22 protein-coding genes are annotated in these 20,781 nt (G+C 74.1%); 14 read left to right on the top strand and 8 right to left on the bottom strand.

What is annotated here, in order from left to right:
• The first annotated feature begins 14 nt into the window (after window positions 1–14).
• From CLV52_RS09440 to CLV52_RS09425, 4 genes are all read left to right on the top strand, one after another.
• Window positions 15–1,799 (top strand): N-acetylglutaminylglutamine amidotransferase, encoded by a 1,785-nt coding sequence (locus CLV52_RS09440; protein WP_133766107.1) that lies wholly within the window; start codon window positions 15–17, stop codon window positions 1,797–1,799.
• Window positions 1,796–2,479, top strand: a complete 684-nt coding sequence (locus CLV52_RS09435) for an HAD family hydrolase (RefSeq protein ID WP_211342667.1) — start codon at window positions 1,796–1,798, stop codon at window positions 2,477–2,479. Before CLV52_RS09440 ends, CLV52_RS09435 begins: the two co-directional genes overlap by 4 nt.
• A 33-nt stretch (window positions 2,480–2,512) precedes the next feature.
• Window positions 2,513–4,351, top strand: a complete 1,839-nt coding sequence (locus CLV52_RS09430) for a S9 family peptidase (protein ID WP_246018056.1) — start codon at window positions 2,513–2,515, stop codon at window positions 4,349–4,351.
• An 80-nt stretch (window positions 4,352–4,431) separates the two neighbouring features.
• On the top strand, window positions 4,432–4,794 hold the full coding sequence (locus tag CLV52_RS09425) for an RNA-binding S4 domain-containing protein (protein ID WP_133766106.1): 363 nt from the start codon (window positions 4,432–4,434) through the stop codon (window positions 4,792–4,794).
• 73 nt (window positions 4,795–4,867) lie between these two features.
• Here CLV52_RS09425 and CLV52_RS09420 read toward each other — a convergent pair whose 3' ends face one another.
• The 4 genes from CLV52_RS09420 to CLV52_RS09405 all read right to left on the bottom strand — a co-directional run bounded on the left by CLV52_RS09420 (window position 4,868) and on the right by CLV52_RS09405 (window position 7,564).
• Window positions 4,868–5,230, bottom strand: a complete 363-nt coding sequence (locus tag CLV52_RS09420; RefSeq protein ID WP_246018055.1) for a VOC family protein — start codon at window positions 5,228–5,230, stop codon at window positions 4,868–4,870.
• 2 nt (window positions 5,231–5,232) lie between these two features.
• Window positions 5,233–5,412: a hypothetical protein gene (locus CLV52_RS09415; RefSeq protein ID WP_133766105.1), complete on the bottom strand. Its 180-nt coding sequence runs from the start codon at window positions 5,410–5,412 to the stop codon at window positions 5,233–5,235.
• A complete protein-coding gene (locus CLV52_RS09410; RefSeq protein ID WP_133766104.1) occupies window positions 5,412–6,740 on the bottom strand; it encodes an NAD(P)/FAD-dependent oxidoreductase in 1,329 nt (442 codons plus the stop codon). The genes CLV52_RS09415 and CLV52_RS09410 overlap by 1 nt, the downstream gene beginning before the upstream one ends.
• A gap of 98 nt (window positions 6,741–6,838) precedes the next feature.
• A complete protein-coding gene (locus CLV52_RS09405; RefSeq protein WP_246018054.1) occupies window positions 6,839–7,564 on the bottom strand; it encodes an NAD(P)H-hydrate epimerase in 726 nt (241 codons plus the stop codon).
• On the opposite strand from CLV52_RS09405, the gene CLV52_RS09400 reads away from it, so the two are divergent.
• Together CLV52_RS09400 and CLV52_RS09395 are read left to right on the top strand one after the other, a co-directional pair.
• Window positions 7,563–8,405: an NAD-dependent epimerase/dehydratase family protein gene (locus CLV52_RS09400; RefSeq protein ID WP_133766103.1), complete on the top strand. Its 843-nt coding sequence runs from the start codon at window positions 7,563–7,565 to the stop codon at window positions 8,403–8,405. The two genes, CLV52_RS09405 and CLV52_RS09400, sit on opposite strands and share 2 nt — an antisense overlap.
• Before the next feature lie 34 nt (window positions 8,406–8,439).
• Window positions 8,440–8,838 carry a ChaB family protein gene (locus CLV52_RS09395; protein ID WP_133766102.1) on the top strand — a complete coding sequence of 133 codons (399 nt, stop codon included), beginning with the start codon at window positions 8,440–8,442 and terminating at the stop codon, window positions 8,836–8,838.
• On the opposite strand, the gene CLV52_RS09390 is transcribed toward CLV52_RS09395, so the two are convergent.
• Window positions 8,839–9,276 (bottom strand): hypothetical protein, encoded by a 438-nt coding sequence (locus tag CLV52_RS09390; RefSeq protein ID WP_133766101.1) that lies wholly within the window; start codon window positions 9,274–9,276, stop codon window positions 8,839–8,841.
• Between the two features lie 26 nt (window positions 9,277–9,302).
• Complete coding sequence (locus CLV52_RS09385) at window positions 9,303–10,277, bottom strand: LacI family DNA-binding transcriptional regulator (protein WP_133766100.1); 975 nt, start codon at window positions 10,275–10,277, stop codon at window positions 9,303–9,305.
• A gap of 109 nt (window positions 10,278–10,386) precedes the next feature.
• On the opposite strand from CLV52_RS09385, the gene CLV52_RS09380 reads away from it, so the two are divergent.
• From CLV52_RS09380 to CLV52_RS09365, 4 genes are read left to right on the top strand one after another with little or no spacing between them, the layout of a single operon-like run.
• Window positions 10,387–12,294, top strand: a complete 1,908-nt coding sequence (locus CLV52_RS09380; RefSeq protein ID WP_133766759.1) for a glycogen debranching N-terminal domain-containing protein — start codon at window positions 10,387–10,389, stop codon at window positions 12,292–12,294.
• Between the two features lie 25 nt (window positions 12,295–12,319).
• Window positions 12,320–13,573, top strand: a complete 1,254-nt coding sequence (locus CLV52_RS09375) for a sugar ABC transporter substrate-binding protein (protein WP_133766099.1) — start codon at window positions 12,320–12,322, stop codon at window positions 13,571–13,573.
• A 32-nt stretch (window positions 13,574–13,605) separates the two neighbouring features.
• Complete coding sequence (locus CLV52_RS09370) at window positions 13,606–14,793, top strand: carbohydrate ABC transporter permease (protein WP_133766098.1); 1,188 nt, start codon at window positions 13,606–13,608, stop codon at window positions 14,791–14,793.
• Window positions 14,793–15,710, top strand: a complete 918-nt coding sequence (locus tag CLV52_RS09365) for a carbohydrate ABC transporter permease (protein WP_133766097.1) — start codon at window positions 14,793–14,795, stop codon at window positions 15,708–15,710. Before CLV52_RS09370 ends, CLV52_RS09365 begins: the two co-directional genes overlap by 1 nt.
• Window positions 15,711–15,719: 9 nt before the next feature.
• Here CLV52_RS09365 and epsC read toward each other — a convergent pair whose 3' ends face one another.
• Both epsC and cysK read right to left on the bottom strand, forming a co-directional pair.
• Window positions 15,720–16,274 carry a serine O-acetyltransferase EpsC gene (gene epsC / locus CLV52_RS09360; protein WP_133766096.1) on the bottom strand — a complete coding sequence of 185 codons (555 nt, stop codon included), beginning with the start codon at window positions 16,272–16,274 and terminating at the stop codon, window positions 15,720–15,722.
• Complete coding sequence (gene cysK, locus CLV52_RS09355) at window positions 16,271–17,206, bottom strand: cysteine synthase A (protein ID WP_133766095.1); 936 nt, start codon at window positions 17,204–17,206, stop codon at window positions 16,271–16,273. The genes epsC and cysK overlap by 4 nt, the downstream gene beginning before the upstream one ends.
• A 137-nt stretch (window positions 17,207–17,343) precedes the next feature.
• On the opposite strand from cysK, the gene CLV52_RS09350 reads away from it, so the two are divergent.
• From CLV52_RS09350 to CLV52_RS09335, 4 genes are all read left to right on the top strand, one after another.
• Window positions 17,344–17,847 carry a tetratricopeptide repeat protein gene (locus tag CLV52_RS09350; RefSeq protein ID WP_133766094.1) on the top strand — a complete coding sequence of 168 codons (504 nt, stop codon included), beginning with the start codon at window positions 17,344–17,346 and terminating at the stop codon, window positions 17,845–17,847.
• An 87-nt stretch (window positions 17,848–17,934) separates the two neighbouring features.
• Window positions 17,935–18,981 carry a LolA family protein gene (locus CLV52_RS18690; RefSeq protein WP_162850791.1) on the top strand — a complete coding sequence of 349 codons (1,047 nt, stop codon included), beginning with the start codon at window positions 17,935–17,937 and terminating at the stop codon, window positions 18,979–18,981.
• Complete coding sequence (locus CLV52_RS09340) at window positions 18,978–19,913, top strand: ABC transporter ATP-binding protein (protein WP_211342666.1); 936 nt, start codon at window positions 18,978–18,980, stop codon at window positions 19,911–19,913. Before CLV52_RS18690 ends, CLV52_RS09340 begins: the two co-directional genes overlap by 4 nt.
• On the top strand, window positions 19,900–20,736 hold the full coding sequence (locus tag CLV52_RS09335) for an ABC transporter permease (protein WP_133766092.1): 837 nt from the start codon (window positions 19,900–19,902) through the stop codon (window positions 20,734–20,736). The genes CLV52_RS09340 and CLV52_RS09335 overlap by 14 nt, the downstream gene beginning before the upstream one ends.
• The last annotated feature ends 45 nt before the right edge of the window (window positions 20,737–20,781 follow it).

Genomic DNA, 20,781 nt, shown 5'->3' with positions numbered 1-20,781 from the left:
CGAGGAGGAAGCCGATGTGCGGACTGGCGGGCGAGCTCCGATTCGACGGCCGACCGGCCGATCTGGACGCGGTCGGCCGCATGACCGCCTGCCTCGTGCACCGCGGACCCGACGGTGAGGGCGTCCGGGCGGAGGGCGCCGCGGCGTTCGGGCACCGGCGCCTCGCGATCATCGACCTCTCGCCGGCCGGGGCGCAGCCGATGGTCGACGACGAGACCGGCGCGACGATCGTCTTCAACGGCTGCATCTACAACCACCACGAGCTCCGCGACGAGCTGCGGCGGCTCGGGCACGTGTTCCGCTCCGCCTCCGACACCGAGGTGATCCTCAAGGCCTGGCACGAGTGGGGCGTCGGGTTCGTCGACCGGTTCCGCGGCATGTTCGCGATCGCGATCCACGAGCACGCGAGCGGGCGGACGGTGCTCGTGCGGGACCGGCTCGGCATCAAGCCGCTCTACCTCGACGAGCGGCCCGGCCTCCTCCGCTTCGCCTCCACGCCCCAGGCGCTGCTCGCGGCGGGCGGCGTCGACACGACCGTCGCCCGGGAGGCGCTCGCGGCGTACATGAGCTTCCACTCGGTCGTCCCAGCGCCCCGCACGATCCTCGCCGGGATCACCAAGCTGCCGCCCGCGACCGTCCGGGTCGTCGAGCCCGACGGGACCGCCGCCGACACCGTCTACTGGCGCCCGTCCTTCGAGCGGCGACCGGCCGACTCCGGCCTGAGCGCGGAGGACTGGCAGGACGCGCTGCTGGAGGCGACACGGGTCGCCGTGGAGCGGCGGATGGTCGCGGACGTGCCGGTCGGCGTGCTCCTGTCCGGCGGATTCGACTCGTCCCTCATCGTCGCCCTGCTGGCGGAGCTGGGGCAGACGGACCTCGCGACCTACAGCATCGGGTTCGAGGACGCGGGCGGCGAGGCCGGCGACGAGTTCTCGTACTCCGACCTCGTCGCCGAGCGGTTCGGCACCCGGCACCACCGCATCCCGATCGCGACCGAGCGCCTCGTGCCCGCGATCGGCGGGACGGTCGCGGCGATGAGCGAGCCGATGGTCAGCCACGACTGCGTCGCGTTCTACCTCCTGTCGCAGGAGGTCGCGAAGTCGATCAAGGTCGTGCAGTCCGGCCAGGGCGCCGACGAGGTGCTCGGCGGCTACGAGTGGTACCCGCCGCTCGCGGACGTCGGCCGGGTCGACGCGACCGACGCGTACGCGGCGGCGTTCGTGGACCGGCCGTGGGCCGAGATGGCGACCTGGCTGAACCCCGCCTGGCTCGCGGAGTCCGACGTGCCACGTGCGTTCCTCGACGCCGCGTTCGGCGCCCCGGGCGCGACGACCGCCGTCGACGCCGCCCTCCGGGTCGACACCACGACGATGCTCGTCGAGGACCCGGTGAAGCGGGTCGACACCATGACGATGGCGTGGGGGCTGGAGGGCCGGGTGCCCTTCCTCGACCACGAGCTCGTCGAGCTGGCGGGGCGCATCCCGCCCGAGCTGAAGCTCGCGGACGGCGGCAAGGGCGTGCTGAAGCGCGCGAGTCGCGGCCTCGTCCCCGATGAGGTCATCGACCGGACGAAGGGGCACTTCCCGGTCCCGGCGATCCGGCAGCTCGACGGGGCGATGCTCGACCTGGTCCGGGACGCGCTGCTCGACCCGGCAGCGCGCCGCCGGGACCTGTTCCGCCGCGACACCGTCGACCGCCTCCTCGCGGACCCGAACACCGAGCGCACGACGCTCGGCAGCAACGCGCTCTGGCAGCTCGGCCTGCTCGAGCTCTGGCTGCAGTCGAACCGCATCCCGTGAGCGACGTCCGCACGGTGCTGCTCGACCTCGACGGCGTGCTCATGGACCACACGAGTGCGGCCCGGGAGGCCGTCCGCGCCTGGCTCGGCGCCCGGCTGACCCCGGAGGTCGAGGCGGCCTGGTTCGCCGCGCAGGACCTCCGCCTCGCGCAGTGGCGGGCCGGCGGACTCGGCTGGGAGGAGCAGCGCCGCGCGCGACTGCGCGACGTGCTCCCCGTGCTGGGCGAGCGGATCGGGACGGACGACGAGCTCGACGCGCAGTGGGCGTCCGGCTACGGCGCGGCCTACCGTCGGTCCTGGCACGGCTTCGAGGACGCCGGTCCCGCGATCCGCGCGCTCCACGACGCCGGCGTCCGCACCGCGGTCCTCACGAACGGCGCCGAGGACCAGCAGACCGCGAAGCTGCGCACGATCGGCCTGCTGGACCTCGTCGGCCCGGTGCTGACGGCCGGCGCGCTCGGGCTGCGGAAGCCGGACCCGCGCGCCTTCCTCGTCGCGTGCGAGCGGATCGGGGCGGACCCGTCCGCCGTGCTGTACGTCGGCGACGAGCACGAGGTGGACGTGCTCGGCGCGCGCGGCGCCGGCCTCGGCGCGGTGCTGCTCGACCGCGACGGCACGGCGCCGCCGGACGAGACGGCCGTCATCCGGTCCCTGGCGGAGCTGCCGGCACTCGTCCGCTGACCGCGCTCACCCGGGGCGCGCCAGACTGGGGCCGTGACGGACACCGCGACCGACGACCGCATCGACGCCGCCGTCCGGCTCGGGGACGAGCTCGTCGGCGTCTGGGGCAGCTGGTGCCCGACGATGACGCCCGACGCGAAGCGCGTCGCGTTCATCAGCGACCGCTCCGGTGCGCCCGAGGTCTGGGTGCAGGAGGTCGTGCTCACGGGCGAGGCCCCCCCGGCGCAGCGCATCCCGCTCTCGGCGGACCCCGTGATCGCCGTCTCCTGGTCCGCGGACAGCCGCTGGCTCGCCTGCACGGTCGCGACCGACGGCGGCGTGCGGACGCAGGTCTGGGTCGTGCGTCCGGACGGCTCGGAGGCCCGCCGCATCGCCGGCGACCACGACGAGCACGCGGAGCTCGGCCCGTGGACCCGCAGCGGCCACCGCGTGGTCGTGACGTTCCCCTCCCCCGCGCCCGGACGGCCGACGCGGTCGTTCCTCGCCGACCCGCGGACCGGGCGCCTCGACCCCCTCGCCGAGGGCGACCTCGTCCACGTGCTCGACGTCTCCCTCGAGGAGCGGTTCCTGATCCTGCTCGACGGCGAGCGCGGCCGGCAGTTCTGCTCCGTCGTCGACCGGCTGGAGGACCAGCACTTCCCGCTGCTGCCGAGCGGCACGGGCTCGACCGACACGGCACTGGTCCGCCCGGCGCCCGAGGGCGAGTCCGGGCCGCTCTACGTCTACCTCGCCTCCGACGTCGGGCTGAGCCGGCGGCAGCTGATCGGCCTCCCCTTCGGGCCGAACGGGCACCGCGGCGAGCCGCGGACGCTCGCGTACCGCGACGACGCGGAGCTGGAGGCGGTCGACGCCGACGACGCCGGCGAGCTGCTGCTGCTCGTCTGGAACACGGCCGGCCGCAGCGAGCTGGAGCTCTTCCACACCGCCACCCACGAGCGGCAGCCGATCACCGGGATGCCCGGCCTCGTCGCGACGACACCGGTGCTGTCGCGCGACGGCGGCTCGGTGATCCTCGGGGTGGAGGGTCCGGAGCGCTCGAACGAGCTCTGGCACCTCGACACCCACAGCCGGCGCTGGACGCGCGTCACCGCGGCGCCGGAACCGCAGAGCCGGCTCGTCGTGCCGACCCTCGAGACCTTCCACGGCGAGGACGGGCTGCCGCTCACCGGCTGGCTCTACCGCGCAGCGGGGTCCCGGGCGGCCGTCGTGTTCCTCCACGGCGGCCCGGAGGCGCAGGAGCGCCCGACGTTCAGCCCGCAGCACCAGGCGCTCGCGGCGGCCGGGGTCAGCGTCTTCGGCGTGAACATCCGCGGCTCCTCGGGCTTCGGCCGGGAGTTCGTGCACGCGGACGACCTCGGCGGTCGCTTCGACGCGTTCGGCGACGTGCGCGCCGCGGCGCACCACCTCGTCGCCTCCGGCGTCGCGGACCGGCGCCGCATCGGCGTGACCGGCCGCTCCTACGGGGGCTACCTCACGCTCGCCTCGCTCGCCTTCTCCCCCGGCGTCTTCGCCGCCGGGGTGGACGTCTGCGGGATGAGCGACCTGACGCGGTTCTACGAGGAGACCGAGCCGTGGATCGGCGCGGCGGCCGTCACGAAGTACGGGCACCCGGAGCGGGACCGCGCGCTGCTCGAGGCGATCTCGCCGCTGCGGCAGGCCGAGGCGATCGACGTCCCGCTGCTCGTCGTCCACGGCGAGCTCGACACGAACGTGCCGGTCGGCGAGGCGCGGCGCATCGTCGATGCGCTGCAGCGGCTCGACCGGCCCGTGGAGTACCTCGAGCTGCCCGGCGAGGGGCACGAGTACCGGCGCGCGGCCTCCCGCCGGCGCCTCCTGCACGCCCTCGTCCGGTTCCTGGCGACGCACCTCTAGCCACTGGCGGGGCCCTCCGCTGCACGCAGGACGGTGCGCACCCGCACATCTGCAGCGGACGGCCCCGTTAGCGTGGAGCGGTGGCGGATTCGGCGCGGATCGACGTGTGGCTGTGGGCCGTGCGCGTCTACCGCACGCGCTCGCTCGCGACGGCGGCCTGCAAGGCGGGGCACGTCGCCATCAACGGCGCGAAGGTGAAGCCCTCGCACCTCGTCCGCGTCGGCGACGAGGTGCGCGCGACCCTCGCGCACGAGAAGATCCTCGGCGTCAAGGCGCTGCCGCTGAAGCGCGGGGGCGCCCCGGAGGCCGCGCTCGCGGTCGAGGACCGGACGCCGCCGCCACCGCCGAAGGTGGAGACGCCCGCGTCGATCCTCCGCGACCTCGCGACGGGCCGGCCGACGAAGAAGGACCGGCGCGACATCACCCGCCTCCGCGGCTACTGACCCGCAGCATCGGAGGACGGCGCCTCCGGAGTGAGGAGGATCGGCAGGACGGAGCGCGAGCAGCGGTCGCAGGTCACGCGTCGCGCGGTCGGTCCGCCACGTCGAAGCGGTTCCCCTCGGGGTCCTCGAGCAGCGTCCAGTCGACCTCCTCGTGGTGGTGGAGCGGGATCTCCCTCGCACCGAGCGCGACGAGCCGAGCGACCTCGGCCGGACGGTCGTCCGCGTAGAGGTCGAGGTGGAACCGCGGCGGCAGCTCGTACTCGGAGCGCCGGAGGTCGAACGACAGGTTCGGACCGCCGCCGGAGCGGGGCTGGAGCGACGCCCAGTCCCCGGAGGGCTCCTCCCGCGGCACGAGGTCGAGCGCGGCCGACCAGAACGCGACCATCCGGTCGAGGTCCGCCACGCGCAGCACGATCGCGCCGAGGGTCAGCCCCAAGGTCAGTCGGGGTCGGCCGGGTCGAGCACCTCGTGCTCGTCCGGGTGGTCGGGGTCCTCGCCCTCCGCCTGCGACGCGCGGCCCTCGCCCGTGAGGACGATCTCGGCCTCCGGGGCCGCCGGATCCTCCCCCTCGGCCTGCGAGGGGTGCTGCTCGTCGTACTCGCTCGGTGCGTCGCTCATCACTCGGCCTTCCCTCCTGCGGCGATGCGGAAGTCGTGCGTCGGGTCCTCGAGGTCGTCCGTCGGCGTCAGGTCCGGCTTGCCGACGAAGTCGGCGACCCAGCCGGCGAAGATCCGGACCTTCCGGTCCAGCGTCGGCATCGCGTAGAGGTGGTACGCGCGGTGCGCGAGCCACGCGGGCAGCTCCTTGAGCTGGACGCCGTAGATGTTCGCGGCGCCGTGGAAGAGGCCGTACTCCGCGACCGTGCCGAGGCTGTAGTGGACGTACTTCTGCGGCCGGCGGTGCCGGACGGCGCGGGCGATGTTCGCGCCCAGGACGACCGCCTGCCGCACCGCGTTCTGCGCGTTCGGCGGGTAGTAGGCCGGCTGCGGCTTCGTCAGGTCGGGGACCTGCGCGACATCGCCCGCGGCCCACACGCCGCGGACCCAGCCGCCGTCCTCCCGGACCACCTGGAGCCGCGGGCTGGTGTTGACGTGGCCGCGCGGACCGCGCGGCAGATCCGTCTCGTCCAGCACCGGGTTCGGCTTCACACCCGCGGTCCACACGAGCATGCCGAAGGGCGCCTCGGTGCCGTCGCTGAACTTCGCGACGCCGTCCTCGCAGGACGGCATCGTGGTCTTCAGCCGGATGTCGATGCCGCGCTTGCGCAGCTCGCCGAGCGTCCAGGCGGACAGCTCCGGACCCACCTCGGGCGCGACGCGATCGAGCGCCTCGATGAGGATCCAGTGCGGCTCCACGCCCTGCAGCGCGGGCTGCGCGGCGATCGCCCGCTTCGACAGGTCGGAGAGCTCGCCGAGCGCCTCGACGCCGGTGTACCCGCCCCCGATCATGACGAAGGTGAGGAGCTTCTCCCGCTCGGCCGGGTCCGTCGTCGCCGCGGCCTTCGCGACGTTGAGGAGGACGGTGTTGCGCGTGTGCGCCGCCTCCTCGATCGTCTTGAAGCCGACGCCGTGCTCGGCGAGGCCGGGCGTCGGGAACGTCCGGGTCACCGCACCGAGGCCGACCACGACGTGGTCGTAGTCGTAGACCGTCTCGCCGCCGGCCGCGGGCGCGACGGTCACGGTCTTCGCCTTCGAGTCGAGCGCGGTCACGCTGCCGCGGACGACGTTCGTGTGCTTGAGCGCCTGGCGCAGGTCGACCGTGACGTCCCGCGGGCTGACGTGGCCGCCCGCCACCTCCGGCAGCAGCGGCTGGTAGGTCATGTACGCCCGCGGCTCGATCAGCGTCACGTCGATCGGCAGCTCGGCGTGCTTCTCCAGCGTCCACGCCACGTACAGGCCGACGTAGCCGCCGCCCAGGATCACGATCTTCTGGCGCGCAGTCGGCATGCCCGTCCCCTCGCCGGCGGCCCGGCGCCACCGTCGCGTCGACCGTCCCACCACGGCCTGAACGGTTCCTGGCCGAACGCCGAGACCGGGAGCGCGCCTCAACGGGCTCGCACCGCGGGCGCCGCGAGGTGCGGCCCGAGCCCGATGTCGACGAGGACCAGCCGCCCGGCGCGCGAGCGGCCCGGCGGTCGCAGCAGCCCGGCCTTCACCGCGCCGAAGGTCACGGTCGCGTCGGCGCGCAGCGACGGCCCCGCGACGGCGCCCGTGTCCGGGTCGACGCCGCTCGGCAGGTCGACCGCGACGACCGCCCCGCGCGGACCGCCCTGCTCGAGCAGTCGCGCGACGACCTGCCGGGCCGGCGACCGGAGGCCGCCGCGCGCACCGGTCCCGAGGATCCCGTCGAGGACGAGCGCCGCCCGGGCCGCCTCCGCGGCGATCGCGCCCGCGATGGCGTCCGGCGGCAGGACGCGCGCGCCCGCCCGCTCGACGGCCCGCAGGGCCGGCTCGTGCGCACGGCGCCCGAGCCGGGCCACCACGACCGGGCTCCCGGCGCGGGCCAGCTCGGCCGCGGCGTACAGCGCGTCGCCGCCGTTGCTGCCGGTCCCGACGAGGACGAGCACGCGGCCCGCCCGTGCGCCGCGGGCCTCGAGCACGCGCCGCGCCTCCCGAGCGAGCCCCGCCGCGGCCACCGCCATCAGCGGCTCGCCGGCGTCGAGCAGGGGGCGCTCGGCGTCCCGCACCTGCTGCGCGGTCCACCCGGTCCGGAGGTCGACGTCCATGCCGTCATGCTCCTCGGAGGCGGCGTGGAGCACCATCTCCCTCATGCGCATCATCGTCACCGGCGGCAGCGGCAAGCTCGGCGCGGTCGTCGTCGAGTCCCTCCGCGCCGCGGACCACACCGTCGTCGTGTTCGACAAGGCGGCCCGCCGCGGGGAGGGCGTCCCGGTCGACCTCACCGACGCGGGCGAGGTCCTCGACGCGGTCGCGGGGGTGGAGGACCTCCACGAGGGCGTCGACGCGATCGTCCACCTCGCCGCGATCCCGGCCCCCGGCATCCGGCCGGACGTCGCGACGTTCGAGAACAACGTGCTCGGGACGCACCACGTGTTCCAGGCCGCCAGGCGGGCCGGTGTCCGGCGCATCGTGACCGCGTCGAGCGAGACGCTGCTGGGCCTGCCGATGACGGTGCCGCCCGAGTACTTCCCCGTCGACGAGGAGGTGACGCTGCCGAACTCGACCTACTCGATGGGCAAGCTCCTCGAGGAGCAGATGGCGCTCACCTTCTGCCGCTGGGACCCGGCGCTGTCGATCACCGCGATGCGCTTCTCCAACGTGATGGTCGAGGAGGACTACGCCGGCTTCGAGGCGTGGCAGGACGACCCGGCCGTGCGCCGCTGGAACGCGTGGGGCTACATCGACGCCCGCGACGCCGCCGACGCGATCCGCCTCGCGCTCGAGGTGCGGGGTCCCGGCTTCGAGCGCTACATCATCGCGAACGCGGACACAGTCATGCGGACGCCGAGCGCCGAGCTCGCCGCCGCCGAGTTCCCGGGGGTGCCCTTCCGGCGTCCCGTCGAGGGCACGGGCACCCTGCTGTCCATCGACAAGGCGCGCCGCGAGCTCGGCTGGAGTCCCAGCCGCTCCTGGCGCGACGCCCAGGGCTGAGCGCTACCGTCGGCGCCGATCGAGGAGGGACCCCATGCCCGCGAAGAAGGATCTGCCGTCCACGCTGCAGCGCTCGGACGAGCACGCGCAGGCGATCTACGGCGACACGCTCGACTCGGCGGAGGAGCAGTACGGCGACGGCGAGCGCGCGCACCGCACCGCGTTCGCGGCGCTGAAGCACTCGTACGAGAAGGTCGGCGACCACTGGGAGCCGAAGGACGAGCAGGGCCCGTCGGACGCGGGCGCGGCGCAGTCCGGACCGGGGGCGCACCCGACGAAGGGGGGCGTGGACGCGAACGCGTCCAAGGAGCACCTGCTGGATGTGGCCCGGGAGCTCGACGTCCACGGCCGCTCGACCATGACGAAGGACGAGCTGGTCGACGCGATCGGCAAGGCCAACGACCGCGCGACCCGGAAGGCGCGGGAGCGCTGATCAGGAGCGGATCTGGACGCTCGTGACCGTCCACGTGCGGCCGCGCTCGGCGCAGCCCGCGACCGAGCCGACCGGGCCGGGGTCACCGAGGACGCGCACGACGTCGCCCGGCTGCGCGACCACGCCGCCGGCGGCGTCGCGCAGGCCGAGCCGCTCATCGGCGCTCCACCCGGGCACGAAGCGGAGCACCGCGGTGCCGGTGCTCGTCGCGACGCTGTAGCAGACCTGCTCGCCGGAGCGGTCGGCGCTCAGCTCGCCCTGCAGCACGCCCGCCGGGGCGACCCGCTCCCCCGTCGCCACCGTGAGGGCGCCCGGGGTCGGCCGAGGCCAGAGCAGCGCGGCGCCGACGAACACGACGGCGAGCGCGCCGATGACCACGAGCCGGACGCGGCGCGTGCGCCGGCGCTCCCGCTCCGCGGCGGGCGAGTACATCGTCACCGCAGCAACGGTAGGCGACGCCCGGTTCAGCGCTCGACCAGCGCCGGCGCGAGCAGCCGGTGGTGCGGGCCCTCGTCGGACCGGAGGAGCTCCAGCACCGCCTGCGCCACGCCCTCGAGCGGCTGCGCGACGCTCGCGAAGCCGAGGGCCCTCGCCACCGGGGTGTCGTCGTAGCCGATCACGGGGACGTCCGGTCCGAGCGCCAGCCGCGCGGCGAGGGCGAGCGAGTCGCTCGCGCAGACCACGCCCGCAGGTGCCAGCTCGGCGACCGCGCTGCCGCCGACGCCGAGGTCGTGCGGGTCCTCCTCGACGCCGAGGTCGAGCTCGTCGAGGACCTCGGGCGCCGTGCCGGCCTCGGTCATGGCCGCCCGCCATCCGGCCCGCCGGTCGTCGCCGGTGCCCGACCCCTCCGGCCAGCCGAGGAACGCGATCCGGCGGAGGCCCCGCGCGAGCAACGACGTCGTCGCCTCCCGCAGGCCGGCGTTGCCGTCGACGTCGACCCAGCGGTGCGAGCGGTCGGTCATGTCGTGCTCGCCCCACGGCCGCCCGAAGGTGACGAAGCGGACGTCGTGCTCGATGAGCCACGGGATCCGGCGGTCGCCGTAGTGCGTGGACGTGAGGACGAAGGCGTCGACGTCCGCTCCGTCGAGCAGGCGCTCGACCGTGCGGATCTCGGCGTCCTCGTCGGCCGCGGTGTACAGGAGGACCCGGAGGCCGGCCGCGTCGGCCTGCTCGACGAGCGAGTGGAGGAAGCGGTCGAGGAGCGCCCCGGACATCCCGTCGGTACCGGGGTCGAGCCGCACGCCGATCGTCGCGCTCACCCGCGTCCGCAGCCGGCGCGCGGACGCGTGCGGCCGGTAGCCGAGCCGGCGGATCGCGACCTCGACCCGCTCCCGGGTCTCCGGGCGCACGATCTCCGGGGTGTTCAGCACGTTCGAGACGGTCTGGCGCGAGACGCGGGCCGCCTCGGCCACGTCGCTGACGGTCGGCAGACGTCGCACGCGCTCCTCCTCGGACCTGGAGTCCCCGTCCGAATCGTAGAGGAGGCTGGGAATCGCCGGGCGAGCATTTGATCGATCAAACTCCAGCGCCTAGTCTCGCCGCGTGGCGATGAGGCAACCGTTCCTGCACGACGCGGAGGTCGTGCTGGCCGCCCCGGCGCAGGCGTGGAGCCGTGCGGACGGGACGATGGCGGCACCCGTCGACGGCCTCTTCGTGTCGGACGTGCGCGTGGTGAGCCGGCTCGACGTCGCGGTCGAAGGCAGCACGATCGAGCCCGTCAGGACCTCGCCGTCCTCCGCCTCCGAGGTCGCGTTCACGGCGCTGCTCCGGGGCCTCGACGCCGAGCAGGGCGCCGACCCGCGCGTGCGGCTCGACCGCGTGCGGACGGTCTCCCCCGACGGCATGCGCGAGGTGCTGACGGTGCGCTCGGGCCGCGACGTGCCGGTCGACGCGGTGATCGCGGTACGCATCGCGTCCGACCTCGCGCCGATGCCGCTCGTGAAGGCCGGCGGCGCGCAGGACCCCGCCGTCCCGGCCGTCGACGGCGACCGCGCGACCTGGGGCGCCGGCTCGGTGACCGCCGAGCTGCGCACGGACGGCTTCGAAGCACGGCGCGACGGCGACGCGCTCCTCCTCGAGTGGCGCGCGCACGTGGATTCGCACGGGACGGCGAGCGCGTCCTGGACCGTGACCGCGCAGGATGCGGCCGCCGTGGTCGCGGCGCCCGCCGCGCCGATCGCGCTCGCGACCGCCCCGACCGGGGTGCCGGACCTCGACGCGTGGACGACGCGGGCGCTCGGCGACCTCGAGGCCCTGCAGCTGGTCCTCCCGAGCGCGCCGGGCGAGGTCTTCCTCGCCGCCGGCGCCCCGTGGTTCCTCACCCTCTTCGGCCGCGACTCGATCTGGGCGGCCCGGATGCTGCTGCCGCTCGACACCCGGATCGCGCTCGGCACCCTGCGGGTGCTCGCCGCGCTGCAGGGCACCACGACCGACGACGCGAGCGGCGAGCGCCCCGGCGGCGTCCTCCACGAGCTCCGCCGCGGCGAGAACGCGCTGTCCGACGGGGCGGTCCTCCCGCCCCGGTACTACGGCACGATCGACGCGACCCCGCTGTGGATCCTGCTGCTCCACGACGCCTGGCGAGCGGGGCTGCGCGACGAGGAGGTCGCGGGGCTGCTGCCGGCGCTCCGCGCCGCGCTCGGCTGGCTGCGCGACGCGGTGCCCGCGGACGGCTTCCTGAGCTACCACGACGCGTCCGGGCACGGCCTCGCGAACCAGGGCTGGAAGGACTCCGGCGACAGCGTCCAGTGGCACGACGGGCGCCTCGCGACGGGGCCGATCGCCCTCTGCGAGGTCCAGGGCTACGCCCACGAGGCGGCCCTCGCCGCGGTCGTGCTGCTGCAGGCCTTCGGCGACCCGGACGGGGCCGCCGAGTGGCGGACGTGGGCCGCGGCGCTGAAGGCCCGGTTCCGGGACGCCTTCTGGGTCGACGGCGCGGACGGCGGCTTCCCGGCCATCGCCCTCGACGCCGACGGCCACCGCGTCGACTCGCTCACGAGCAACATCGGGCACCTGCTCGGCACCGGGATCCTCGACGCGGAGGACGAGCGCCGGGTCGCCGCCCTGCTCGTCGACCCCCGCCTCGACTCGGGGCTCGGGCTCCGCACCCTGGCGTCGGACTCGGCCGGCTACTGGCCCCTCAGCTACCACGGCGGCAGCGTCTGGGCCCACGACACCGCCATCGCGGTCCACGGGCTGCTGCGCGCCGGGTTCCCGGCGGAGGCGGAGCGGCTCGCGACCGGCCTGCTCGCCGCGGCGCGCGCGTTCGCGTGGCGGATGCCCGAGCTGCACGGCGGCGACCCCGCCGCGGCGGGCTCCCCCGTCCCCTATCCGGCCGCGTGCCGGCCCCAGGCCTGGTCCGCCGCAGCGGCGGTCGTCGTTCGCGACGCCGTCGGCGGATCCGCGCAGCGGGGGCGCATCCCCGCACCGACCGGGTCGCCCGACACCGCGGGCTGACCACCACCACGAGAGGCACCACACCATGCAACGACGCATCCCCCGACTCGCAGCAGGCCTCGTGGCCGCCGCGGGCGTCCTGGCACTCACCGCGTGCGGCTCCGGCTTCGGCGGCTCCTCGCCGTCCGGCTCCGCCTCCGGCGGCCTCACGTCGGGCAAGGGCGCGCTGACCGTGCTCATCGGCTCCTCGGGCGACGCCGAGACCGCGGCCGTGAAGCAGCAGGTGGCGGACTGGTCGAAGTCCTCCGGCACGAAGGCGACCGTGCAGGCGGCGAGCGACCTGAACCAGCAGCTCTCCCAGGGCTTCGCGTCCGGCAAGCCCGCCGACGTCTTCTACCTCGGCGCGGACACCTTCGCGAACTACGCGAAGCAGGGCAGCCTGCTCGCCTACGGCGACCGGCTGAAGAACAAGGGCGACTACTACCCGGCCCTCGTGAAGAGCTTCACCTACGAGAACAAGTTCTACTGCGCCCCGAAGGACTTCTCGACGCTCGCGCTCGAGATCAACACGAAGCTCTGGGACGCGGCCGGGCTGAAGGACTCCGACGTACCGACCACCTGGGACCAGCTGAAGACGGTGGCGCAGAAGCTCACGAAGGGCAAGGTCACCGGGCTCGTCACGAGCAACGAGTACCAGCGCCTCGGCGCCTTCATGACGGAGGCCGGCGGCAACCTCATGAACGACACCAGCACGAAGGCCACGGCGGACAGCGCCGCGAACAAGCAGGCGCTGACCTACGTGCAGGACGGCCTGAAGAGCGGCTGGTGGAAGTTCACGAAGGACGTCGGCGCCGGCTGGGGCGGCGAGGCCTTCGGCAAGCAGCTCGCCGCGATGACCATCGAGGGCAACTGGATCACCGGTGCGATGAAGTCCGACTACCCGGGCATCGACTACAAGGTCGTCCCGCTGCCCGCCGGCCCCGCCGGCAAGGGCACGCTGCAGTTCACGAACTGCTGGGGCATCGCCGCCGACAGCCCGAACCAGGCCGCAGCCGTGAAGCTCGTCGAGCAGCTCACCTCGAGCGACGACCAGCTCGCCTTCGCGAAGGCGTTCGGCCCGATGCCCTCCATCGAGTCCGCCGCCGACGGCTGGAAGCAGGAGTACCCCGACTACTCGGCCTTCATCGACAGCGCCGCCTTCGCCAAGGGCGTGCCCACCGCGGTCGGCTCGACCGACGTGGTCACCGACCTGAACTCGAAGCTCGCGAGCCTGAAGACCGCGGACATCGGCTCGCTCCTCGCCACCACGCAGAAGAACCTGTCCGCCCTCCAGGGCTGACACCGGGCGCCGGGACCACGAGGAGGCACACGATGACGAGCGCCACCGTCCGGACGGGCGGCCGACGGCCGCACGGAGCGGGGATCCGCCGCGGGCAGACCGCGGCGGGGCTCCTGTTCACCGCACCCGCGGTGATCCTCCTCGTCGTCTTCCTCGTGGTCCCGATCCTCATGGCGCTCTGGGTCAGCGTCAGCGACTGGGGTGGCCGCGGGTCGCCCTTCTCGGCGGGGGTCGACTTCGTCGGGCTGAAGAACTACGCCGCGATCACGTCCGGCGGCGGCCTGGCGGAGTCGGATTTCGGCACGTCGCTCCGGAACAACCTCTGGTACGTCCTGCTCGTGGTCCCGCTGCAGACGGTGCTCGCGCTGGCCCTCGCGTCCCTCGTGAACACGCGGATCCTCCGCGGCCGGGGCTTCTTCCGGACCGCGTTCTACTTCCCGTCCGTGACGAGCTCGGTCGCCATCACCGTGCTGTGGTTCTTCCTGTTCAACCCGAGCGGCGCGGTGAACGCGCTGCTCGGCCTGATCGGGATCAAGGGCCCCAACTGGCCGGCGGACGCCGACGGGGTGCTGCACGACCTGCTCGGCCTGGTCGGCGTGCAGAGCCCGCCCGCGTTCCTCGCGAACGGCGGCTTCCTCGGCATCACCTGGTGGGACTGGCTGGCGGGGCCCTCCGTCGGGATGCTGATCATCATCTCGCTCGCCGTGTTCACGACCTCGGGCACGTTCATGCTGCTCTTCATCGCCGCGCTGCAGAACCTGTCGCAGGAGGTGGAGGAGGCGGCGATGGTCGACGGCGCGAGCGCGTGGCAGCGCTTCCGGCTCGTCACGCTGCCGCAGCTGCGGCCGACCCTGTTCACCGTGCTCACGCTGGGGCTGATCGGCACGTGGCAGGTCTTCGACCAGGTCTACACGGGCTCGAAGGGCGACCCGGGGAAGACGACGCTGACGCCGGCGTACCTCTCGTACCAGGCCGGCTTCATCAACCAGCAGTGGGGTCAGGCGGCGGCGATCGCGTTCGTCCTCTTCGCGATCATCGTCGTGCTCACCCTCTTCCAGCGCTGGGTGCTGCGCGAGCGGGGCGTCTCCAAGCGGCGCATGCGCCGGAACGGCTTCACCCCGGGCGACGACGGCCGGTACCGGACCGCGGATCGCACGCTCACCGCCGCGGCGATCGCCGGCGGCGTCGCTGACCGACGCGGCGGCGGAGGAGACCTCTGATGACCACCACGACCTCCACCACAGCGACCGCGACGGCGTCCCCGGTCTCCGCGACCCCGTCGACGCGGTCCGCGCCCGCCGGGCGCCGCCGCCGAACGCCGATCGGGCGGGTTCTGCTCTACGCGGTCCTGATCGCGCTCGCGGTCGTGTACATCTACCCGTTCCTCATCAACATCGCGACGTCCTTCAAGACGGACGCCGAGGCGACCGCGGACCCGCTGAGCCTGATCCCGACGACCTGGACCGCGCAGGCCTACGAGACGGTGTTCTTCAACTCCGCCTTCCCGCGGTGGTTCGCGAACTCCGCCGTCGTGACGATCGTCGTGACGCTCGGCCGGGTGCTCTTCGACTCGGCGGCCGGTTACGCGCTGGCACGGCTGCGCTTCCCCGGTCGCGGCGTGATCTTCGCCGGCATCATCGGCGTGATGGCCGTCCCGGGCGTCGTGCTCCTGATCCCGAAGTTCCTCGTGCTCAACCAGCTCGGCATGTACGACGCGTACTCGGGGCTGATCATCCCGCTCGTCGCCGACGCGGCCGGCGTCTTCATCATGAAGAACTTCTTCGAGTCGATCCCCGTGGCGGTCGAGGAGGCGGCCCGCATCGACGGCGCCTCGACCCTCCGGCTGTTCTGGTCGGTCGTGCTGCCCATGGCGCGGCCCGCGCTCGTGACCATCTTCATCCTGAGCTTCCAGGGATCGTGGAACGAGCTGTCGCACTTCATCGTCGCGTCGCAGAACCCGGACCTGTTCACGCTCACGAAGGGCGTCGCCTCGCTCGCGTCGGGGCAGCTCGGTGCGGGCACGCAGTACCCCGTCCGCCTCGCCGCGGCGGTCGTGATGACGGTGCCGGTGGCCGTGCTCTTCGTCGTCTTCCAGCGCCGGATCACCAACAGCGCGTCCGGCGCCGTGAAGGAGTAGCCGACCGGCTCAGATCACCCAGTGGTGCTCGGTCGCGTCGAGCGGGGACCGCGGCCGGGCCGTCGCGGGAACGCCGACGAGGAGCGAGTGCGCGGGCGCGTCGTGGAGGACGACCGCTCCGGCGCCCACCACGCTGTCCGCGCCGATGCGGATCGCACCGAGCAGCGTCGCGCCGGCGCCCACGATGACGCGGTCGCCGACCGTCGGGTGCCGCTTCTCCGCGCGCCAGACGGTGCCGCCGAGCGTGACCCCGTGGAAGAGCGTGACGTCGTCGCCGACCTCCGCCGTCTCCCCGATCACGACGCCGGAGCCGTGATCGATGAAGAACCGGCGGCCGATCGTGGCACCGGGGTGGATCTCCACCCCGGTCCACGACCGCACGAGCTGCGAGACGATCCGGGCCGGCAGCCGCCACCCCCGCAGCCACATCCGGTGGTGGAGCCGGTGCGCCCAGATCGCGTGCATCCCCGGGTAGGTCAGCACGACCTCGAGGTCGGACTTCGCGGCGGGGTCCCGCTGCCGGGCGGCACGGACGTCCTCGACGAGGGTGGTGAGGACGCTCACACGTCCAGGTCTTCGAACAGCACCGTCGAGAGGTAGCGCTCGCCGGAGCTGGCGACGACGACGACGAACGTCTTGCCCGCGTTCTCCGGACGGCGTGCCACCTCGAGGGCGGCGAACACCGTGGAGCCCGACGAGATGCCGGCGAGGATGCCCTCCTCCGTCGCGAGCCGCCGAGCAGTGGCGACGGACTCGGTGATGTCGACGTCGACGACCTCGTCGATGACGTCGCGGTCGAGGATCGCGGGGACGAAGTTCGGGCCGATGCCCTGGATCTTGTGCGGGCCGGGGGCGCCGCCGTTCAGGATCGGCGACTCCTTCGGCTCCACCGCGACGATCGAGACGCCCGGCTTCCGCTCCTTGAGGTAGCGGCCGGTGCCCGTGATGGTGCCGCCCGTGCCGACGCCGGCGACGAAGACGTCGACGGCGCCGTCGGTGTCCTCCCAGATCTCCGGGCCCGTGGTGGCGTAGTGGATGGCGGGGTTCGCCTCGTTCTCGAACTGCTTCGCGAGGACGGCGCCCGGGCGCTCGGCGGCGATCTGCTCCGCGCGGGCGACCGCGCCCTTCATCCCCTCCGACGGCGGCGTGAGGACGAGCTCGGCGCCGTACGCGCGGAGGATCTTCCGGCGCTCGACCGACATCGACTCCGGCATGGTCAGGACGACCTTGTAGCCGCGCGCCGCGCCCACGGCCGCGAGGCCGATGCCCGTGTTGCCGCTCGTGCCCTCGACGATCGTGCCGCCGGGCTGCAGCGTCCCGGACCGCTCGGCGGCGTCGACGATGGCGATCGCCAGCCGGTCCTTCACGGACGAGGAAGGGTTGTAGAACTCGAGCTTCGCGTAGACCGTGGCGTCGATGCCCTCGGTCAGCCGGTTGAGGCGGACGAGCGGCGTCCTGCCGAACGCCTCGGTGATGGATGAGTAGGTGCGAGCCATGACTGCCTTCGAGAGGTGACGGACCGGGGCCGGAGGCCAAGCCTAGGACGGGCCGATCCGAGGCGACGCCGTGTGACGGCCGCTGCCGGTCCCGCGCGGCGTCGCGGACGAGTGCGCATCGGGTTCACACTGGTTGCATGAGCATCGAACCCGCACTCCTCGACGCGCTGGAGGCCTGCCACGCCGATCGCGAGCAGGGCCGCTCCCCCGCGGAGGCCGGGTTCGACGCGCTCCTCGAGCGCTGGCCCGGCCACCCGGGCGCCCTGGAGGCGGTCGCGGAGGCGTACGACGAGGCCGGCGACCTCGACCGCGCGATCGACGGCTACCGCGCCGCGCTCGCGGGGCTCGACGGCACCGCGCTGCGCCGCTGCTTCCTGAAGCTCGGCGACGCGCTGCGTCGCGCCGGCCGGTTCCAGGAGGCCGTCGAGGCGCTCGAGACGGGGCTCGACGAGTTCCCCGGCTCCCGGTCGCTCCGCACCTTCCTCGCGCTCGCGCTCCACGAGCAGGGGCGCTCCGACGCCGCGCTCGGGCTGGTGCTCGAGGTGCTCGTCGACCCGATGCCCTCCCCCGACCTCGAGCTGTTCCGCGCCGCCGTCCGGCACCGCGCGCAGGGCCTCTTCACGCGGGACCGCGCCGCGTAGTCCCCCGGGATGACGGCTTCCTCATCCCCCGGTATGAACTCGCGTCCGACACGCGCCGGTCCGCGCGCGCGGACGTACCCTCGGACGATGCAGCACCGTCTCCTCCGCTGGCTCCCGGCGGCGGTCGCCCCCGTGGTGGTCGCCGGCGTCGTCGCCGTCCCGCTCGTCGCCGCCGCGACGCCGCCCGAGCTGCCGACGAGGTCGGCGCAGCAGGTGCTCGAGCTCGTCGCGAAGGCGAAGGACGTCGAGGGCTTCTCCGGCACGATCAAGCAGACCTCCGACCTCGGCCTGGGCTCCATCCCGACCGTCGGCGCGGGTACGGACTCCTCGACCGCCTCCGCGCTCGAGCTGATCACGGGCGACCACACCGCCAAGGTCTCCGTCGCCGGGGCGACGAAGGAGCGCGTCGCGGTCCTCGACCCCTCCGCGGAGCGCGACGTCATCCGGAACGGCCGGACCGTCTGGGTCTGGAACTCGAAGACGAACAGCGCGACGAAGGTCACCGCCACGGGGACCGCTCGACCGGACGCCGACCCCACGACCACGTCGCCCGCGGAGCTCGCGTCCCGCCTGCTCGCCGAGGTCCGCCCCTCCACCGCCGTGACCGTCGACACGGCGCAGTCGATCGCCGGCCGCGACGCCTACACGCTCGTGCTCCGGCCGCGCACGGCCGCCACCACGGTCGGCTCGGTCCGGATCGCCGTCGACGCGAAGACGGGCCTGCCGCTCGACGTCCAGGTGATCGCCCGCGGCGCCTCGTCGCCGGCGTTCGAGACCGGGTTCACGGACATCTCCTACGCCGTCCCCGCCGCGTCGACCTTCGCGTTCACGCCGCCCGCCGACGCGAAGGTGACCGAGAAGACGATCACCGCGCCCGACCGCGCGACCCGCGACCACCGCGCCCTGCCCGCGAAGCCGGTCGTCAGCGGCAGCGGCTGGGCGACCGTCGTCACCCTCCCGGCCGCCGACGTGCCGTCCGACCTCGCGTCGAACCCCACGGTCCGCCGGCTGACGGAGCCCGTCGCGGGCGGTCGGGTGCTGAAGACCGCGCTCGTGAACGTGCTGCTCACGGACGACGGGCGGGTGCTCGCCGGCGCCGTGCCGGTGGCCGCGCTCGAGTCCGCCGCGGGGTGAGCACCGGCCTCGCGATCGAGACCGACGGCCTGAGCAAGCGATTCCGCGGGCACGACGCCGTCGCCGACGTCGCGCTCGCGGTGCCGGACGGCAGCGTCTTCGGGTTCCTCGGTCCGAACGGGTCGGGCAAGACCACGACGATCCGCATGCTGCTCGGCCTCGTGAGCCCGACCGCGGGAACCGCCGCGGTACTCGGGAGCCCGATGCCCGACGGTGCCGCCGGGGTGCTCCCCCGGGTCGGCGCCCTCGTCGAGGGCCCGGGCTTCGCCGGGTACCTCTCCGGCGCGGCGAACCTCGCGCGGCTCGACTCCGCCGACCCGCTCGCGGACCCGCGCACGCGGCGGCGGCGCATCGGCGAGGCGCTCGACCGCGTCGGGCTCGGCGCCGCTGCCGGCAAGCGCGTCAAGGCGTACTCGCTCGGGATGAAGCAGCGGCTCGGCATCGCGAACGCGCTGCTGCGACCGCGGGACCTGCTCGTGCTCGACGAGCCCACGAACGGGCTCGACCCCCAGGGGACGCGGGAGGTGCGGACGCTCGTGCGCGGGCTGGCGGAGGGCGGGACGACCGTGTTCGTGTCCAGCCACCTGCTGAGCGAGATCGAGCAGATGTGCACGCACGCCGCGGTCATGCGGACCGGGCGGCTCGTCGCGCAGGGCACGCTCGACGAGCTGCGGGGCGCGGCGGGTGACGACCGCCTGCACCTCCGCACGCCGGACGCCGAGCAGGCGCTCGCGGCCCTGACCGGCGCCGGGCTCACCCCCTCGCTCTCCGGCCAGGAGGTCGTCGCACCGCTCCAGGGCCGTCCGGTGGAGGACCTCGTCGCCGCCCTCGTCGCCGCGGGCGTCCGCGTGCGCGGCGTGCGGCTCGCCGAAGCGAGCCTCGAGGACCGCTTCGTCGCGCTGACGGGTGAGGGCTTCGATGTCGAGTCCTGACCGCCGCCGCCTCGGCCTGTCGCTCCTCGCGTCCGAGATCACCGTGCTCTTCCGGCGCAAGCGGACCTGGGCGATGCTGATCGCCCTCGCCGCCGTCCCGGTCCTCGTCGGCGTCGCGATCAGGATCGCGTCCGGCCCCGACAGCGGCCGCGGGCCGTCGTTCCTCAGCCAGATCGCGGGCAACGGCCTGTTCGTCGGGGTCGCCTCCCTCGTCCTCGCGATCCCGCTCTTCCTGCCGCTCACGATCGGCGTGGTCGCGGGCGACACGATCGCCGGGGAGGCCTCGCAGGGCACCCTGCGCTATCTGCTCGTCGCCCCGGCGGGCCGCCCGCGGCTGCTCGTCGTGAAGTTCCTCGGCGCCGCGGTCTTCTGCTTCGCCGCACCGCTCGCCGTCGTCGTCGCCGGCACGCTGACGGGCCTCGCCCTGTTCCCGGTCGGGCCGGTCACCCTCCTCTCGGGCGACCAGGTCCCGGTCGGCGAGGGGCTGCTCCGGCTGCTGGCGATGGCGGCCTACGTCGGCGTCGCCATGCTCGGGCTCACCGCCGTCGGGCTGTTCGTGTCGACCCTGACCGACGTGCCGGTCGGCGCGATGGCCGCGACCGTGGTGCTCGCGGTCACGAGCCAGGTGCTCGACCAACTGCCGCAGCTCGAGGCGCTGCACCCGTTCCTGCTGTCCGACTCCTGGCTGGGGCTCGTCGATCTGCTGCGCGACCCGCCGCTCTGGAGCACGTTCGGGACGAACGCGCTCCTGCAGCTCGGGTACGTCGTGGTGTTCGGCGCGCTCGCGTACGGGCGCTTCACCACGCGCGACGTCCTGGCCTGACCCTCCGGAACCGAGGGGGTCTCCGAACCCTCCGAGGTGCGTGGA

The sequence above is a fragment of the Amnibacterium kyonggiense genome (assembly GCF_004364555.1).
In the GTDB taxonomy this organism is placed as follows: Bacteria; Actinomycetota; Actinomycetes; order Actinomycetales; family Microbacteriaceae; genus Amnibacterium; species Amnibacterium kyonggiense.
The sequence above is the reverse complement of the archived record's forward strand: the minus strand, read 5'-3'. Positions and strand labels throughout refer to the sequence as shown.